16 protein-coding genes are annotated in these 16,327 nt (G+C 71.7%); 3 read left to right on the forward strand and 13 right to left on the reverse strand.

Going from position 1 to position 16,327, the window contains the following annotated elements:
- Positions 1–72: 72 nt before the first annotated feature.
- The 5 genes from ACF08W_RS27935 to ACF08W_RS27955 all read right to left on the reverse strand — a co-directional run bounded on the left by ACF08W_RS27935 (position 73) and on the right by ACF08W_RS27955 (position 5,560).
- On the reverse strand, positions 73–1,743 hold the full coding sequence (locus ACF08W_RS27935; RefSeq protein WP_352278478.1) for a bifunctional uroporphyrinogen-III C-methyltransferase/uroporphyrinogen-III synthase: 1,671 nt from the start codon (positions 1,741–1,743) through the stop codon (positions 73–75).
- Positions 1,740–2,726: a hydroxymethylbilane synthase gene (gene hemC / locus ACF08W_RS27940; protein WP_352278476.1), complete on the reverse strand. Its 987-nt coding sequence runs from the start codon at positions 2,724–2,726 to the stop codon at positions 1,740–1,742. The genes ACF08W_RS27935 and hemC overlap by 4 nt, the downstream gene beginning before the upstream one ends.
- On the reverse strand, positions 2,723–4,249 hold the full coding sequence (locus tag ACF08W_RS27945; protein ID WP_392280904.1) for a glutamyl-tRNA reductase: 1,527 nt from the start codon (positions 4,247–4,249) through the stop codon (positions 2,723–2,725). Before ACF08W_RS27945 ends, hemC begins: the two co-directional genes overlap by 4 nt.
- Positions 4,246–5,013 carry a redox-sensing transcriptional repressor Rex gene (locus tag ACF08W_RS27950; RefSeq protein WP_392280905.1) on the reverse strand — a complete coding sequence of 256 codons (768 nt, stop codon included), beginning with the start codon at positions 5,011–5,013 and terminating at the stop codon, positions 4,246–4,248. The genes ACF08W_RS27945 and ACF08W_RS27950 overlap by 4 nt, the downstream gene beginning before the upstream one ends.
- 271 nt (positions 5,014–5,284) lie before the next feature.
- Complete coding sequence (locus tag ACF08W_RS27955) at positions 5,285–5,560, reverse strand: glutaredoxin family protein (protein WP_352278473.1); 276 nt, start codon at positions 5,558–5,560, stop codon at positions 5,285–5,287.
- Between the two features lie 145 nt (positions 5,561–5,705).
- Here ACF08W_RS27955 and ACF08W_RS27960 point away from each other — a divergent pair, with 145 nt between their 5' ends.
- From ACF08W_RS27960 to ACF08W_RS27970, 3 genes are all read left to right on the forward strand, one after another.
- Positions 5,706–6,680 (forward strand): HAD family hydrolase, encoded by a 975-nt coding sequence (locus tag ACF08W_RS27960; RefSeq protein WP_392280906.1) that lies wholly within the window; start codon positions 5,706–5,708, stop codon positions 6,678–6,680.
- Between the two features lie 425 nt (positions 6,681–7,105).
- Positions 7,106–7,882, forward strand: a complete 777-nt coding sequence (locus ACF08W_RS27965; protein WP_392280907.1) for an ECF subfamily RNA polymerase sigma factor, BldN family — start codon at positions 7,106–7,108, stop codon at positions 7,880–7,882.
- Positions 7,883–8,133: 251 nt separating this feature from the next.
- Positions 8,134–9,327: a DUF5667 domain-containing protein gene (locus tag ACF08W_RS27970; RefSeq protein ID WP_392280908.1), complete on the forward strand. Its 1,194-nt coding sequence runs from the start codon at positions 8,134–8,136 to the stop codon at positions 9,325–9,327.
- Positions 9,328–9,409: 82 nt separating this feature from the next.
- On the opposite strand, the gene ACF08W_RS27975 is transcribed toward ACF08W_RS27970, so the two are convergent.
- The 8 genes from ACF08W_RS27975 to ACF08W_RS28010 all read right to left on the reverse strand — a co-directional run bounded on the left by ACF08W_RS27975 (position 9,410) and on the right by ACF08W_RS28010 (position 16,211).
- Positions 9,410–10,444: a lysophospholipid acyltransferase family protein gene (locus ACF08W_RS27975; protein WP_392280909.1), complete on the reverse strand. Its 1,035-nt coding sequence runs from the start codon at positions 10,442–10,444 to the stop codon at positions 9,410–9,412.
- Positions 10,445–10,459: 15 nt separating this feature from the next.
- On the reverse strand, positions 10,460–11,554 hold the full coding sequence (locus ACF08W_RS27980; protein WP_392280910.1) for an NAD-dependent epimerase/dehydratase family protein: 1,095 nt from the start codon (positions 11,552–11,554) through the stop codon (positions 10,460–10,462).
- 115 nt (positions 11,555–11,669) lie between these two features.
- On the reverse strand, positions 11,670–11,768 hold the full coding sequence (locus ACF08W_RS27985; protein WP_003948845.1) for a 30S ribosomal protein bS22: 99 nt from the start codon (positions 11,766–11,768) through the stop codon (positions 11,670–11,672).
- 110 nt (positions 11,769–11,878) lie between these two features.
- The gene (locus ACF08W_RS27990) at positions 11,879–12,091 is read right to left on the reverse strand and encodes a helix-turn-helix domain-containing protein (protein WP_158070919.1); all 213 of its coding nucleotides are present in this window, start codon (positions 12,089–12,091) and stop codon (positions 11,879–11,881) included.
- A gap of 128 nt (positions 12,092–12,219) precedes the next feature.
- Positions 12,220–13,035 (reverse strand): phosphatase, encoded by an 816-nt coding sequence (locus tag ACF08W_RS27995; RefSeq protein ID WP_392280911.1) that lies wholly within the window; start codon positions 13,033–13,035, stop codon positions 12,220–12,222.
- 145 nt (positions 13,036–13,180) lie between these two features.
- Positions 13,181–14,353, reverse strand: coding sequence for an acetoin utilization protein AcuC (locus ACF08W_RS28000; RefSeq protein ID WP_352281224.1), 1,173 nt, complete (start codon positions 14,351–14,353; stop codon positions 13,181–13,183).
- Positions 14,322–15,524: an MFS transporter gene (locus tag ACF08W_RS28005; RefSeq protein ID WP_392280912.1), complete on the reverse strand. Its 1,203-nt coding sequence runs from the start codon at positions 15,522–15,524 to the stop codon at positions 14,322–14,324. The genes ACF08W_RS28000 and ACF08W_RS28005 overlap by 32 nt, the downstream gene beginning before the upstream one ends.
- A 42-nt stretch (positions 15,525–15,566) precedes the next feature.
- Positions 15,567–16,211 (reverse strand): HAD family hydrolase, encoded by a 645-nt coding sequence (locus ACF08W_RS28010; protein WP_352281221.1) that lies wholly within the window; start codon positions 16,209–16,211, stop codon positions 15,567–15,569.
- Positions 16,212–16,327: the final 116 nt, after the last annotated feature.

Consider the following 16,327-nt stretch of genomic DNA (forward strand, 5'->3'; position numbering starts at 1 on the left):
AAACCGCGCGAAAAGGGCGGAGGCCCGGTCGCCGAGGCAACCGGGCCTTCCCCCACCGCGTATCGCGACCCGTCAGGTCGTCGTGCGCCTGCGACGCGCCCCCGGGCGCCGCTCGCTCGGCCGCGTCACCGGGTCACCGGCCTCCTTCGCGGCCTCCCGGCGCCGCGCGCCGAACTCGGCCAGCGCCTCGGCCAGCTTGTGCACCGAGGGCTCCGGCGACAGGACGTCGACCCGCAGCCCGTGCTCCTCCGCGGTCTTCGCCGTCGCCGGCCCGATACACGCGATCACCGTCACGTTGTGCGGCTTGCCCGCGATCCCGACCAGGTTCCGCACCGTCGACGAGGAGGTGAAGAGCACCGCGTCGAAGCCACCGCCCTTGATCGCCTCACGGGTCTCGGCCGGCGGCGGCGAGGCGCGGACCGTGCGGTACGCGGTCACGTCGTCGACCTCCCAGCCCAGCTCGATCAGCCCGGCCACCAGCGTCTCCGTCGCGATGTCGGCGCGCGGCAGGAACACCCGGTCGATCGGGTCGAAGACCGGGTCGTAGGGCGGCCAGTCCTCCAGCAGACCGGCGGCGGACTGCTCACCGGACGGCACCAGGTCCGGCTTCACGCCGAAGTCGACCAGCGCGGCGGCGGTCTGCTCGCCCACCGCCGCGACCTTGATCCCGGCGAAGGCACGGGCGTCGAGCCCGTACTCCTCGAACTTCTCCCGGACGGCCTTCACGGCGTTGACGCTGGTGAAGGCGATCCACTCGTAGCGGCCGGTCACCAGACCCTTGACCGCGCGCTCCATCTGCTGGGGCGTACGGGGCGGCTCCACGGCGATCGTGGGGACCTCGTGCGGCACGGCACCGTACGAACGGAGCTGGTCGGAGAGCGACGCCGCCTGTTCCTTCGTCCGCGGCACCAGCACCTTCCAGCCGAACATCGGCTTGGACTCGAACCACGAGAGCTGGTCGCGACGGGCGGCGGAGGTGCGCTCACCGACCACGGCTATGACGGGTCGGTGGCCCTCCGGAGACGGCAGCACCTTCGCCTGCTTCAGCACCTGCGCGATCGTCCCCAGCGTGGCCGTCCAGGTCCGCTGGCGGGTCGTCGTCCCCGCGACCGTCACGGTCAGCGGGGTGTCGGGCTTGCGGCCCGCCGAGACCAGCTCACCGGCGGCCGCGGCCACCGAGTCGAGCGTCGTCGACACGACGGCCGTGGCATCGCTCGCCCCGACCTCCGCCCAGCACCGGTCGGACGCCGTACGGGCGTCGACGAACCGGACGTCCGCGCCCTGCTCGTCCCGGAGCGGCACACCGGCGTACGCCGGCACGCCCACCGCGTTCGCCACCCCCGGAACCACCTCGAACGGGATGCCCGCGGCGGCGCAGGCGAGCATCTCGGAGCCCGCGCTCCCGTCCAGCCCGGGGTCGCCGGAAACGGCACGGACGACCCGCCTGCCGCCCTTCACCGCCTCCATGACAAGATTGACCGCATCCCTCAGGACGGGGACGCCGGCGGCTGCTGACTGCGCGTCAACAACCGTCAGCTCGGGCGTGCTTACGCCTGCCCGCGCATGGCAGCGAACGACGCCGAGAACGTCCGGCTCGGCGACAAGGACGTCCGCGCTCGCGAGCGCCTCGACGGCGCGCAGCGTCAGCAGTCCCGGATCGCCGGGACCGGCGCCGAGGAAGGTGACGTGCCCTTGTGCGGACAGGGCCGGAAAGTCGGATGCGGCGGGGCCGGTGGGGCTCAAAGTGCTCGCTCCCCCATAAGACCGGCCGCACCCTTGGCAAGCATCTCGGCCGCGAGCTCGCGACCGAGCGCCGCCGCGTCGTCCTGCGACGTGGGAACGGGACCGGTGGTGGACAGCTGCACCAGCGAGGAACCGTCGGTGGAACCGACGACTCCGCGCAGGCGCAGTTCGTTGACAGCCTGTCCGTCGACCAGGAGGTCGGCCAGCGCACCCACAGGTGCGGAGCAACCGGCCTCCAGGGCGGCGAGCAGGGCACGCTCCGCCGTCACGGCGGCCCGGGTGTACGGGTCGTCGAGCTCGGCGAGCGCGGCGGCGAGGTCGGCGCTGCTCGCAGCGCACTCGATCGCCAGTGCTCCCTGGCCGGGAGCGGGCAGAACGGTGTCGACCGACAGGAAGTCGGTCACCTCACCGCTCCGGCCGAGGCGGCTGAGTCCGGCCGCGGCGAGTACCACCGCGTCCAGTTCACCGCTCCGGACGAGTCCGATACGCGTATCGACGTTGCCCCGGATCGGCACCGTCTCGATGTCGAGCCCGTGGCTGCGGGCGTACGCGTTGAGCTGCGCCATGCGGCGCGGCGAGCCGGTGCCGACGCGGGCGCCGGGCGGCAGCTCCCCGAAGGTCAGCCCGTCCCGCGCCACCAGCACGTCGCGCGGGTCCTCGCGCACCGGCACGGCGGCCAGCAGCAGGCCCTCGGGCTGGGCGGTCGGCAGGTCCTTCAGCGAGTGGACGGCGAAGTCCACCTCGCCGCGGAGCAGCGCCTCGCGCAGCGCGGCGACGAACACACCGGTGCCGCCGATCTGCGCCAGGTGCTCGCGCGAGATGTCGCCGTACGTGGTGATCTCGACGAGCTCGACGGCCCGACCGGTCACCTCGCGCACCGCCTCCGCCACATGGCCGGACTGCGCCATGGCGAGCTGGCTGCGGCGGGTACCCAGCCTCAGCGGCTTGTCGGCTGCCGTGCCCAGGGATGAGTTGTCGGTCATGACCGCCCTCGATTCGGGTCGTTCAGGTCTGCCCGGGAGACGGCGGCGACCGTCTGCGGGTCAAGGTCGAAGAGTTCTCTCAGCGCGTCCGCGTACCCGGCGCCGCCGGGCTCGCTGGCGAGCTGCTTGACCCGCACGGTGGGCGCGTGCAGGAGCTTGTCGACGACGCGGCGCACGGTCTGGGTGATCTCCGCGCGCTGCTTCTCGTCCAGGTCGGGGAGGCGCCCGTCGAGCCGCGCGATCTCGCCCGCGACCACTCCGGCGGCCATCGTGCGCAGCGCGACGACGGTCGGGGTGATGTGGGCGGCGCGCTGGGCGGCGCCGAAGGCGGCGACCTCGTCGGAGACGATGGTGCGCACCTGGTCCACGTCGGCGGCCATCGGGGCGTCGGCGGACGCCTCGGCCAGCGACTCGATGTCGACGAGACGCACCCCGTCGAGCCGGGCCGCCTCGCCGTCGATGTCGCGCGGCATGGCGAGGTCCAGCAGCGCCAGGCGCACGGGGCCGGCGCCCTGGGCGGGCACGGTGGCCCGGCGGACGGCCTGGCGGACCGTTCCGGCACCGTTCCCCGCGGCGTTCTCGACCCAGGCGGCGTGCCGGTCGACGTCGGCGGGTGCGGGCACCACGGACACGGCGGACACGGCGGGGACCTCGGCGTCGGCGGCCTCCACGGCGGGCGCGGCCTCCAGGCCGAGCGCGTCGGCGACGGCCTCGGCGGTCAGCACGAGACCGGTTGCGCCGGTGCACGAGACGACGATGTCGGCACGTGTCAGTTCGTCGCAGACATCGGCCATCTCCACGGCCCGGGCGACCACTCCGGTGCCCCCGGGCTGGGCCAGGATCTCGACGAGCCGGTCCGCGCGGGCCCGGGTCCGGTTGGCGACGACGATCTCGGCGACCCCGGTACGGGCCAGGGTGGCGGCGGCGAGCGAGGACATCGAGCCCGCGCCGATCACCAGGGCGCGCTTGCCCCCGGCCCAGTCGGCGACGTCCCCGCCGGCGGCGAGCTGTTCGAGCCCGAAGGTGACGAGCGACTGCCCGGCCCGGTCGATCCCGGTCTCGCTGTGCGCCCGCTTGCCGACCCGCAGCGCCTGCTGGAAGAGGTCGTTCAGCAGCCGGCCCGCGGTGTGCAGCTCCTGCCCCACCGCCAGCGTGTCCTTGATCTGGCCGAGGATCTGGCCCTCGCCGACGACCATCGAGTCCAGCCCGCACGCCACCGAGAAGAGGTGGTGGACGGCCCGGTCCTCGTAGTGCACGTAGAGGTACGGGGTCAGCTCGTCCAGGCCGACACCGCTGTGCCGGGCGAGGAGCGTGGACAGCTCGGCGACGCCCGCGTGGAACTTGTCCACGTCGGCGTAGAGCTCGATGCGGTTGCAGGTGGCGAGGACGGCGGCCTCGGCCGCGGGCTCGGCGGCCAGCGTGTCCTGGAGCAGCTTGTCCCGGGTATCGGCGGACAGCGAGGCACGCTCCAGCACGGACACCGGAGCGCTGCGGTGGCTCAGTCCTACGACGAGAAGGCTCATGCCGGCATCACGGCGGGCATGTCCCCGTCAGGTCCCTTGCGGTCGGTGGCGGCGGCCCGCACCGGGGGCGCGGCCGGGTCCCCGGCGCCGCCGGTGGTGTCCTCGACGGCCTTGCGCTGCTCGTGGAAGGCGAGGATCTGGAGCTCGATGGAGAGGTCGACCTTGCGGACGTCGACACCGTCGGGCACGGAGAGCACGGTCGGCGCGAAGTTCAGGATGGAGGTGACGCCCGCGGCGACGAGCCGGTCGCAGACCTGCTGCGCGGCCCCGGCCGGGGTCGAGATGACACCGATCGACACACCGTTGTCCCCGACGATCCGCTCCAGGTCGTCGGCGTGCTGCACGGGGATACCGGCGACCGGCGTCCCGGCCATCGCGGGATCGGCGTCGATCAGCGCGGCGACCCGGAAACCACGGGAGGCGAAACCGCCGTAGTTGGCGAGCGCGGCGCCGAGGTTGCCGATGCCGACGATCACGACCGGCCAGTCCTGGGTGAGCCCAAGTTCGCGGGAGATCTGGTACACGAGATACTCGACGTCGTACCCGACACCGCGCGTCCCGTACGAACCGAGGTAGCTGAAGTCCTTCCGCAGCTTCGCGGAATTGACCCCGGCCGCCGCGGCGAGTTCCTCGGAGGAGACCGTGGGTACCGAGCGCTCGGAGAGCGCGGTCAACGCGCGCAGATACAGCGGAAGACGGGCGACGGTGGCCTCGGGAATTCCTCGGCTACGGGTCGCCGGTCGGTGATTTCGGCCAGTTGCCACGGTGCTCCTGCGGGATGAGCGGGGCTGCAGGCGGCCGTATTTCCCATGACCGCCCCGTCGAATGCAGGCTATGTCTTTGTGAACGCGTGCACAAAGATAGTGTCCGTTTTGTCCGGTCAAAGTGACCGGGGTCACGCACATTCGTCGCGCGATCCCGGAACCAAGGACCGCATCAGCCCGTTGCAGGCCCGAAGGGGGCAAAGCGGCACACACTCCTCACAACCACTCCCCCGAGACCACTCAAAACGCCCACGATGGTAACCGGCTTCGCTCAGGAAAGCAGCGCCCCGCGCAACCGCGCCGCGTCCACCCGCCAGAACGTGTGCTGCTCGCCGTCGACGAGCACGACCGGGATCTGCTCCCAGTACTCCCGGTACAGCCGCTCGTCCAGGGTGATGTCCTTCTCCTCCCAGGACGCCCCGGTCTCCTCGCACACCTCCCGCACCACCTGCCTCGCGTCGTCGCAGAGATGGCACCCGGGCTTCCCCACCAGGGTCACCACCCGCTCCTCGGGCTTCTTCTTCGTACGTCGCAACAAGGGGCTCATGCCCTCATTCTGCGCCGCGCCCGCACCGGCTCCCCCCGCGGGCCCGGCGGCCGCTTCACCCGTTCGACAAACCTCCGGTCAAGAGTTCACGCCATGGCATACCGGCAGCTCGGGAAGGGCCCGGCCGACTGGCTATGCTCACCACATGGCCGCTTTTGGATGGCTCACCCCCCGTAGGCGCCCCGCGACAGCACGGAGTGTGCTGGCCGGCGAGGCGGCAGCCGAGGCAGCGCGCAAGACCTCCCTCACCGAGGACCTCACGGAAGCCGCGGAGACCCCGGAAACCTCCGAGACCTCGAAGTCCGCGAAACAGGCGGAGGCCGAGGAGGCCCCGTTCCCCGTCGTCGGCGACGACCTGGCCGCCGCCTTCTTCGACCTGGACAACACCGTCATGCAGGGCGCCGCCCTCTTCCACTTCGGCCGCGGCCTGTACAAGCGGAAGTTCTTCCAGCGCCGCGAACTCGTCCGGTTCGCCTGGCAGCAGGCGTGGTTCCGGCTGGCCGGCGTCGAGGACCCCGGCCACATGCAGGACGCCCGCGACAGCGCCCTGTCCATCGTCAAGGGCCACCGGGTCTCCGAGCTGATGTCCATCGGCGAGGAGATCTACGACGAGTACATGGCCGACCGCATCTGGCCCGGCACCCGCGCCCTCGCCCAGGCCCACCTCGACGCGGGCCAGCGCGTCTGGCTGGTCACCGCCGCCCCGGTCGAGACCGCCACCATCATCGCCCGCCGGCTCGGCCTGACCGGCGCGCTCGGCACCGTCGCCGAGTCCGTCGGCGGCGTCTACACCGGCCGCCTGGTCGGCGAACCGCTGCACGGCCCCGCGAAGGCCGAGGCGGTCCGCGCCCTGGCCGCAGCCGAGGGCCTCGACCTCGACCGCTGCGCCGCGTACAGCGACTCGCACAACGACATCCCGATGCTCTCCCTGGTCGGGCACCCGTACGCGATCAACCCCGACGCCAAGCTCCGCAAGCACGCCCGCGCCCGCGAATGGCGGCTGCGGGACTACCGCACCGGCCGCAAGGCCGCCCGCGTCGGCATCCCGGCCGCCGCCGGGGTCGGCGCGCTCGCGGGCGGCACCGCCGCCGCCGTCGCCCTCCACCGCCGCCGCCGCTGACCCGCGGGCGCTGCCGCCCCGTACATCCGTACGCCCCTCCGCCCGGCCCGGTGCGGCCGCGCCGCCTCGCACAACCGATCGCCCGCACAAGCGATCGGTGACGTACGACCGACCAGTGGCGCACAACCGGTCGAACTCCTCACCCGCAGGCCCGCACGACCTGCCGACCTGCCCTCGCACGGGCACAACTCGTCGCCCCGACAGACAGATCTCGAAGTAATTCGATCAATAAGCGATCACGAACTGCTGCTCGATGGGTCGTCTAGTCGTCACAGAAGCGACGTAATCGATGATTTGAGCAACTGGGCGTAGTGCCGCCTGTACGAAGCGTTATTCTCCTCAGACGCATTCCGGAACCCCCCACTCACTACGACGAGTGAAGGTTTCGCACTGAACGTGATGGAAGCTCTGCCTCTGGGAGTCCCGTGTACCCACACGTCGGGGTTGACGCCTCGGGCCTGGCTACGCTGCGCGCAACGGTCACCGACCTCTTGCGCGGCTTCGTCCCCACCGCGTACGCCGTACCCGCATTCGCCGCCCCTGCACCTGTCGGCCCCTACTATGCCCTGGCCGAACGGAGTGCGGCGGTCGGAAGACGCGGCAACCGCGGCTCGGGCGCCACCTCCACCGTCCGACGGCCGACCGCCGACAGCGACAGCGCCCGCATGATGGAACTCGTCGAGCGCGCCCAGGCCGGCGAGGCCGACGCCTTCGGCCGCCTCTACGACCAGTACAGCGACACCGTCTACCGGTACATCTACTACCGCGTGGGCGGCAAGGCGACCGCGGAGGACCTCACCAGCGAGACCTTCCTGCGCGCCCTGCGCCGCATCTCCACCTTCACCTGGCAGGGCCGCGACTTCGGCGCCTGGCTCGTCACCATCGCCCGCAACCTGGTCGCCGACCACTTCAAGTCCAGCCGCTTCCGGCTGGAGGTGACCACCGGCGAGATGCTCGACGCCAACGAGGTGGAGCGCAGCCCCGAGGACTCCGTCCTGGAATCCCTCTCCAACGCCGCGCTGCTGCAGGCCGTGCGGCGGCTCAACCCCCAGCAGCAGGAGTGCGTCACCCTCCGCTTCCTCCAGGGCCTCTCGGTCGCCGAGACCGCCCGGGTCATGGGCAAGAACGAAGGCGCGATCAAGACCCTCCAGTACCGCGCCGTCCGCACCCTGGCCCGCCTCCTCCCCGACGACGCCCGCTGACCCCTCGCCCCGCTCCGCCCCGTCCCCAACTCCCGTGCGGAGCAACGCTCCGCGACGCCCATGTCACGGACTGGTCCGATCATCCTTAGTGCGTAACCCAAGTGCCGCGCCCCTCGTTGTGCCGGTTGCAGGCCCCCTGTAGTCACCCCATGTCCGCCGACACTCACTCAATCGTGTGAAAGCGCTCAAGGTGTGCAACCCTCCGTACCCCCAGGGGAGTCGACCGTCATGATTGAGAGGAGGTGCCGCCAGTGATCGCAAACGTTTCGGCACACCGGCGGGCGAACGCCTTCGCCCAGGCCCTGGAGGAGCAGTCGCTCCGCGGTGCGGCGGCCGGACAGCCCGAGGACCCGGCCGGACCGGCCGACCACGGACCGCTGTTGGCCCTGGCGAACGGCCTCGGTGAGGTACCGCGGCCGGAGTTGGACCCCGAGGTCAAAGTGGCGCAGCGAGCCCAGCTCGTCGCCGCCATGGAGGCCATGTTCAGCGAGGGCGGCGCGTCCGTGGGCCCTACGGTGCCCGAGCAGCGCGCCAAGGGGGCCCACCGGGCCTCCCCGCTCCGGAAGTTGCGTCCGCGTTCACGGTGGACGAAGGGTCTCGCGGCCGGCGGCCTCACCGTCGGTGTGGCGGCGGGAGCCTTCGGCGGCGTGGCCGCTGCCAGTTCCGACGCCCTGCCGGGTGACTCGCTGTACGGGCTCAAACGCGGCATGGAGGACATCCACCTGGGCATGGCCAGCGGCGACACCGACCGCGGCGAGGTCTACCTCGACCAGGCGTCGACCCGGCTCAGCGAAGCCCGCCGCCTCCTGGAGCGCGCCCGCTCCGGCGCCCTGGACCACGAACAGCTCGGCGAGGTCCGGCGCACGCTCAACGGCATGAGCCACGACGCCAGCGAGGGCCACCGCCTCCTCCGCTCCGCCTACCAGCGCAACGGGGCCATCGGCCCCATCCAGACGCTGGACTCCTTCTCCCGCTCGCACCGCGAGACCTGGAGCAGCCTCCGTGACCGGCTGCCCCTGCAGCTCACGGATGTCGGCGACCAGGTCAGCTCGGTCTTCGACGCCATAGACGAAGAGGTCGGCCCGCTCCAGTCGCTCTTCCCCCGCACCCCGGACAGCGACGGCGCCCGGCGGTCCGGCACCGCGGAGCGGGGCACCGGCCCCACGCACACCACCCCCTCGGCACGCACCTCCCCCGAAGCCTCCCGGGACCACTCCGAGGCCGAGAGCTCACCCCGCCCCTCGGGGCCGGACAGCTCCCCGGCCGAGGGCGGCCTGATCGGCGGCTCCACCGGCGGGCTCCTCGGCTCCGACCCGTCCCCGGGCTCCACCCCGTCCGCCGACGACCGGCCGGGCGCCCCGCCCGCCCCGGACATCACCCTTCCCCCGATCCTTCCCGGCCTCCTCCCCGGCCTGGGCCTGCACGGCCAGGACGCGGGCGACTGACCCGCGCGGGCCACGTGGTCGGGGGCGGGCCCACTCGGGCCCGCCCCCGGCCACGTACGCCTGCCGGAGAGCCCGGAATCCGTCAGAAGAACACCGACCTGCGCCGCACCAGCAGCCGGTACAGCGTGTGCTGGATCTGCTCCCGCACCTGATCCGTCAGGTTGAACATCAGCATCGGATCCTCCGCCGCCTCCACCGGATAGCCGCTCGTGGAGATCGGCTCGCCGAACTGGATCGTCCACTTCGTCGGCAGCGGCACCGCCCCGAGCGGTCCCAGCCAGGGGAACGTCGGCGTGATCGGGAAGTACGGGAAGCCCAGCAGCCGCGCCAGCGTCTTCGCGTTGCCGACCATCGGGTAGATCTCCTCCGCCCCCACGATCGAGCACGGCACGATCGGCACCCCGGCCCGCAGCGCCGTGGACACGAAACCGCCCCGCCCGAACCGCTGGAGCTTGTACCGCTCCCCGAACGGCTTCCCGATGCCCTTGAACCCCTCCGGCATCACCCCCACCAACTCACCCCGCCGCAGCAGCCGCTCCGCGTCCTCGGCGCAGGCCAGGGTGTGCCCGGCCTTGCGGGCCAGCTCGTTGACGACCGGCAGCATGAAGACCAGGTCGGCGGCGAGCAGCCGCAGATGACGCCCCGCCGGATGGTTGTCGTGCACCGCGACCTGGAGCATCAGCCCGTCCAGCGGCAACGTCCCCGAATGGTTGGACACGATCAGCGCCCCGCCCTCCGCGGGGATGTTCTCGACGCCCTTCACCTCGACCCGGAAGTACTTCTCGTACACCGGCCGGAGCATCGACATCAGGACCTGGTCGGTCAGCTCCTCGTCGTACCCGAACTCGTCGACGTCGTACTCACCGGTGACCCGGCGGCGCAGGAACGCCAGCCCGCCGGCGATCCGCCGGTCCCAGCCGCCGCGCTCCCCGTCCTCCGGCTCCGGCCGCCCCCGCCGGGGCTCCGGGGCCCCCTGTCGGCCCGGGAGGGCGCTCACGGCCGCCGTACCCGCCGCGGGCCCCGGCCCGGCCCCCGGGGCCCGGCGCCGGGCCGGACGCGCCGCGCCACCCGCCCGCGAACGGTCGTCGTCGAACGGAATGACCTTGGCATCCGCCATCGTCGGTGCGCTCCTCTACCTGCCGCCGGAGGACGGCGCGGTGCCGCCGGCCCCGATGATCCCCGAAACATCGCCGCCCGCCCGCGCGAACGGCAGCGCGGCCAGCCGGTCGACCGCGCCCCCCACCAGCTCGGGCGGCAGCAGCCCCGGCCCCTGGCCGCGGACGAACTCCGCGAACGTCTCCGCCGTACTGAACCGGGGGTGGAAGCCCAGCGTCTCGCGCATCTGGACCGTCGAGACCACCCGGCCGTGGGTGAGCAGCCGGATCTGCTCCGGCGAGAAATCCGTCATCCCGACCCTGCGCAGCGCCTGGCCGACCCAGGTGACGGCGGGCAGCAGCAGCGGCGCCGTCGGCCGCCCCAGCCGCCGCGCGCACTGCGAGAGCAGCAGCACCCCGTCCCCGGCGATGTTGAACGTGCCGCTGTTCAGCGTCCCGCGCCCCGGCTCCCCGGACGCCACACCCAGGACGTCGACGACATCGTCCTCGTGCACGAACTGGAGCCTCGGGTCGTACCCGAACACCGTCGGCAGCACCGGCAGCGACAGATAGTCCGCGAGCGGCGAATCGGCCCGGGGCCCCAGGATGTTCGCGAACCGGAGCACGCACACGGCCACGTCCGGCCGCCGGCGCGCGAACCCGCGCACGTACCCCTCGACCTCCACCACGTCCTTGGCGAAGCCGCCGCTGGGGAGCGACTTGGGCGGGGTGGTCTCCGTGAAGACCGCCGGATCGCGCGGCGCCGAGCCGTACACGTTCGTACTGGACTTCACCACCAGCCGCCGCACGGTCGGCGACTTCTGGCAGGCACCGAGCAACTGCATGGTGCCGATGACGTTGGTCTCCTTGACCGACGTCCGGCCCCCCGTGCCGACCGCCTTGGCCGAGACGTCCAGATGCACCACCGTGTCCACCGCGTACTCGGCGAGCACCCGCGCGATGGCGGGCTGCCGGATGTCCGCCCGGACGAACACCGCCTCGTCCAGCGCGTGCCCCGGCACGACCGCGTCGACGGCGATCACCCGGTCCACGCCCGGCTCCCGCTGGACCCGCCGCACGAAACGGCCCCCCAGCTGCCGGGCCGCTCCCGTGACCAGCACGACCTTCCCCAAGATCAGCGCCTTCCGTCGAAAGGTTTCCCCTGGCCGTCACCGTAGCCGGTGAAAAGCACCGCAGCCCTTCCACCGGACCGGTGGAAGGGCTGCGGGAAACACGAACCGCGTTCGCCTACTTCTTGTTGCGACGCTGAACGCGCGTGCGCTTGAGCAGCTTGCGGTGCTTCTTCTTGGCCATCCGCTTACGCCGCTTCTTGATAACAGAGCCCACGACTACCCTCGCTCACTTCTTCTTCACTGGTGCGGGGCGTCTGGGCCCACACGACCTACGTCGGCCTAGCCTACCCGCCAGCGCGTGAGGGGCGTAATCCGAGGTGAAACTCAGGCGGACTCCACCCCCACGAAGGACTCGCGGAGATACTCGTGAACCGCTTGCTCCGGTACCCGGAAAGACCTGCCCACCCGGATCGCCGGCAGATGACCGCTGTGCACCAAGCGGTACACGGTCATCTTCGACACTCTCATGACCGAGGCGACTTCCGCCACAGTCAGGAACTTGACCTCGTTGAGAGGCCTCTCGCTGTCAGCAGCCATGACTCACCTGTACCTTCCGCACGAGACGCTCACCGGCTTCCCCTCCGGTGACTCTTCGTCGTTGTGCGCTCACTGCCCAGGTTAGGGGCGGGTGATGCGAGTGGGGAAGAGGGGAGACGATCGACCGCCTACCGTGACAGAAACACTCGATTGAGTACATATCGAGTGAGCGGTCGATAGAAGGCCGACTCCACCCCGTCGTCCACCGGAACGGCCACCGACACCCGCCCCTCGGCCTCCCCGACGAACAGCGCGGGATCGTCCGTGTCCGCCAGCCCGATCGCCTCGATGCCCAGCTGACCTGCCCCGCAGACCCAGCCGTGGTCCCCCACGACCAGTTCCGGAAGCAACCCCCGCTCCTCCGCGGCCGCCGCCAGGGCGACCCGGACCGGCAGCGGGGAATGGGTGTGTGCGCCGGTGTCACCGCCGCCCTCGCGCGCGCCGGGCTCACGCACCATCGCGACTCCCCGTACGTAGTCGAGGCTGCACGTGCGTACGCCGAACCGGGTCGTTATGTCGATACGTCGCCCCTGTGCCGGGGTGAGTACGGGGCATCCCGCCGCCGACATCGCGTCTGCCAGCGCGACGTAGAAGCCGAGCAGCCGATGCGGATGGCCCGTACCGAACAGCACCGGCGCCCGCCGCTCCGCCGCACACGACAGCCGGTCCGCGAAGGCGTCCAGCCCGGCCAGCGTCCGCTCCGGATCGATCACGTCCGGTCCCACGACATGGGCCGGATCCTCCGAGACCCCGCACTTCTCGGCCATCAGCCGCAGCAGATCGGTCTCCGCCCAGCCCTCGCCGGGCACCAGACCGAGCGTCACCCGCGGATCCCCGGCCGCGAAGAGCCGATAACTCCGCAGACTCGTCTCCCGCGAGGTGGCCACGGGCCCGGCCAGCCGGGCCGCCAGCAGATGCGCGCGCAGCGCTCCGGTGCTCAACACCCCACGATGCTCCCCCACCCGCCCGGACGGGGGGCCGGAAGCCGAGGACTCCCCACCGTTGGCGCAACCAATACGCGCCACCGCCCACGAGCCCACGCACACACCGCCATACGCGAGGAGGACTCGCAGCGCTCCTGGCGGGGAGTCAGGTCAGCAGCCCCCGCAGGGGGAACGCCGCCCGCCGCGCCGCCAGTACCGCCTGGTCGAGCCGGTCGGCCGGGTCGTACCCCTCCTCCCACGGTTTCCAGGACGGCGTCCGCCCGTCCGTCATCCGGGCCGGTCCCAACTGCCGGGTACGGGCGTAGACCTCGGCCCGCCACGACTCCGGGATCATCGACTCCGGCTCCACCGGGGCGTGCGCGGCGATGCCCACCAGATGCGTCCAGGACCGGGGCACCACGTCGACCACCGCGTAACCGCCCCCGCCGAGCGCCACCCACCGACCGCCCTCCGCATGCGCGTGGGCCAGGTCGTGGCAGGCCGCCATCACCGCGCGCTGCGCGTCCAGCGAGACCGCGAGATGGGCGAGCGGGTCCTCGAAATGCGTGTCGGCCCCGTGCTGGGTCACCAGCACCTGTGGCCGGAAATCCGCCAACAGCTCGGGCACCACCGCGTGGAAGGCCCGCAGCCATCCCGCGTCCCCGGTCCCGGCCGGCAGCCCCACGTTCACCGCGCCGCCCTCGCCGGCCCCGGAGCCGGTCTCCTCGGGCCAGCCGGTGTGCGGGAAGAGCGTCCTCGGGTGCTCGTGCAGCGAGATCGTCAGGACCCTCGGGTCCTCCCAGAACGCCGCCTGCACCCCGTCGCCGTGGTGGACGTCCACATCGACGTACGCGATCCGCTCGGCGCCCAGCTCCAGCATCCGGGCGATGGCCAGCGCGGGGTCGTTGTAGATGCAGAATCCGGCCGCGCCGCCCGGCATGGCGTGGTGCAGCCCGCCCGTGAAGTTCACCGCGTGCGCGGTGTCCCCGCGCCACACGGCCTCGGCCGCCGCCACCGACTGGCCGGCGATCAGCGTCGAGACCTCGTGCATCCCGGCGAAGGCCGGGTCGTCCACCGTCCCGAGCCCGTAGCGCTGGTCGGCCCGTTTCGGATCGGCCGAGGCGGCCCGCACCGCGGCCACGTAGTCCTCGCGGTGCACCAGCCGCAGCGTCGACTCCCCGGCGGGCCTGCCCGCCACCACGTCCACCGCGCGGTCGAGCCCGAACGCCCGCACCAGCCCCATGGTCAGGGCCAGCCGGACGGGGTCCATCGGGTGGCTCTCCCCGAAGTCGTATCCCGTTACCGCGTCATCCCACATCAGCTGTGCGCGCCCGCTCATGCCCGCCACCGTATCGGGCGGGCTCCGCACCGAACGACTTGGCGTACACCAGCGTCGCGAGCACCAGCACCATCGGTACGAGCATCGCGCCCCGGTAGCTCCAGGCGTCCCCGATCGCACCGACCAGCGGCGATCCCACCAGGAACCCCACGTAGTTGAAGACGTTCAGCCGGGCGATCGCGGTGTCGCTCGCCCCCGGGAACAGCCGCCCACCGGCCGCGAAGGTCTGCGGGACGATCACGCAGAGCCCGAGCCCGAGCAGGGTGAACCCGAGCATCCCGGTCCACGCCCCGCCGGCCGTCGCCACCACCACGAATCCGGCGGCCGCCAGCACGCTGCCGCTCCGCACCACGGCCACGGCTCCGAACCGCCGCACCCCGAGGTCCCCGACGGCCCGTCCGAGCAGCGTCGTCACCATGTAGACGTTGTAAGGCAGGGTCGACATCTGCTCCGAGCTCCCCAGGACGTCCTGGAGGTACTTCGCGCTCCAGTTGGAGACGGTGGAGTCGCCGATGTACGCGAAGCTCATCACCAGGCAGAGCGGCATCAGCAGCTTGAAGGAGACCGACCCGGCATTCCTGCCCGGGTCCTCCGCCCCGCCCTGTGCGGAGGCGCCGTCGGAGTACCACCGGCTTCCGGCGAACGCGGCGGGCAGCAGGACGACGACCGCCGGGAGGTAGGAGACCAGCAGCGAGAGGTCCCAGTGCGCCCCGGCCCACGCCATGGACGCCCCGGCGATTCCGCCCAGGCTGTACGCGGCGTGGAAGCCGAGCATGATGGAGCGCCCGTAGGCCCGCTGGAGGCTGACGCCCATCATGTTCATGGAGGCGTCGAGCGCCCCGACGGCGAGCCCGAACAGCCCGAGTGCCAGCGCCGCCTCCCACATCGCGTTCCCGGCGCCGGCGCCGAGCAGCGCGAGCATCACGACGGGCTGCGCCCAGCGCAGCACGATCCTGGGCCGTACCCGCAGGACCACCTTCTCGGTCACCACGCTGCCCACCCCGGCCAGGATGGGCACCGCCGCCAGGAACGCGGGCAGCAGCCCGTCGGATATCCCGTACCGGTCCTGAATGGCGGGAATCCGCGTCACCAGCAGAGCGAAGGTGACTCCCTGGACGAAGAAACTCAGCGTGAGGGAGGCCCTGCCGTGCCGCAAACCAGCGTTTGTCATGGCCGCGAGCGTAGGGCCAGTTTCTACCGGTGGGTAGATGGATCACGCGAGCAATTCGCGGAGCTGTCCCATGTCGGAGATGTACCCGGTCACCCCGGTGAGACGGTCCGCGGGCATCATCGATGTGAACCCGTAGACGTCCATCCCCGCGGCCCTGGCCGCCTCCACGCCGAGCGGGCTGTCCTCGATGACGACGCACCGTTCGGGGGCGACGCCCATCCGCTCGGCGGCCAGCAGGAACAGGTCGGGGGCCGGCTTTCCCCGTTCGACGTCGTCCACGCTGAAGATCCACTCTTCCTCGAACCACTGGTCGAGCCCGGTCCTGCGGTGTCCGGCCCGGATCCGCTCGTGGCTCCCGGAGGAGGCGACGCAGTAGGGAACGCCGTCGGCGACCAGCTTCCCCAGTACGTCCTCGACGCCTGCGACGGGTTCCAGCTCCTGCGCGTACGCGGCGAAGAGCCGCTCGTGGAACACGGCGTCGAAGTCCGGGGGCAGTTTCTCCCCGGTCCGTTCCTCGACGAGCTCGTGCACCCGGTGCATCGCGGCCCCCATGTAGTCCCGGAGGCACTCCTGGTACGACGTGGGGTGGCCGAGCTCCGTCAGGTACTCGGCCAGGATGGTGTTGGAGATCGGCTCGCTGTCCACGAGCACACCGTCGTTGTCGAAGATGACCAGTTCGTAGCGCATGGATCGAGCCTAGACGCTCGGAAACGCAGAAAAGCCCCGTGTCCACAAAGGACACGGGGCTTTCCCGTAAAAGAAGTTCGGCGGCGTCCTACTCTCCCACAGGGTCCCCCCTGCAG

The sequence above is a fragment of the Streptomyces sp. NPDC015144 genome (assembly GCF_043079735.1).
Lineage (GTDB): Bacteria > Actinomycetota > Actinomycetes > Streptomycetales > Streptomycetaceae > Streptomyces.

What these genes read in the sequence shown, in the direction of transcription:
- ACF08W_RS28000 (WP_352281224.1), bottom strand. Translation starts at nt 14,353, where the DNA reads ATGAGCGGGCGCGCACAGCTGATGTGGGATGACGCGGTAACGGGATAC.
- ACF08W_RS27960 (WP_392280906.1), top strand. Translation starts at nt 5,706, where the DNA reads ATGGCCGCTTTTGGATGGCTCACCCCCCGTAGGCGCCCCGCGACAGCA.
- ACF08W_RS28005 (WP_392280912.1), bottom strand. Translation starts at nt 15,524, where the DNA reads ATGACAAACGCTGGTTTGCGGCACGGCAGGGCCTCCCTCACGCTGAGT.
- ACF08W_RS27990 (WP_158070919.1), bottom strand. Translation starts at nt 12,091, where the DNA reads ATGGCTGCTGACAGCGAGAGGCCTCTCAACGAGGTCAAGTTCCTGACT.
- ACF08W_RS27975 (WP_392280909.1), bottom strand. Translation starts at nt 10,444, where the DNA reads ATGGCGGATGCCAAGGTCATTCCGTTCGACGACGACCGTTCGCGGGCG.
- ACF08W_RS27955 (WP_352278473.1), bottom strand. Translation starts at nt 5,560, where the DNA reads ATGAGCCCCTTGTTGCGACGTACGAAGAAGAAGCCCGAGGAGCGGGTG.
- ACF08W_RS27945 (WP_392280904.1), bottom strand. Translation starts at nt 4,249, where the DNA reads ATGAGCCTTCTCGTCGTAGGACTGAGCCACCGCAGCGCTCCGGTGTCC.
- ACF08W_RS28010 (WP_352281221.1), bottom strand. Translation starts at nt 16,211, where the DNA reads ATGCGCTACGAACTGGTCATCTTCGACAACGACGGTGTGCTCGTGGAC.
- hemC (WP_352278476.1), bottom strand. Translation starts at nt 2,726, where the DNA reads ATGACCGACAACTCATCCCTGGGCACGGCAGCCGACAAGCCGCTGAGG.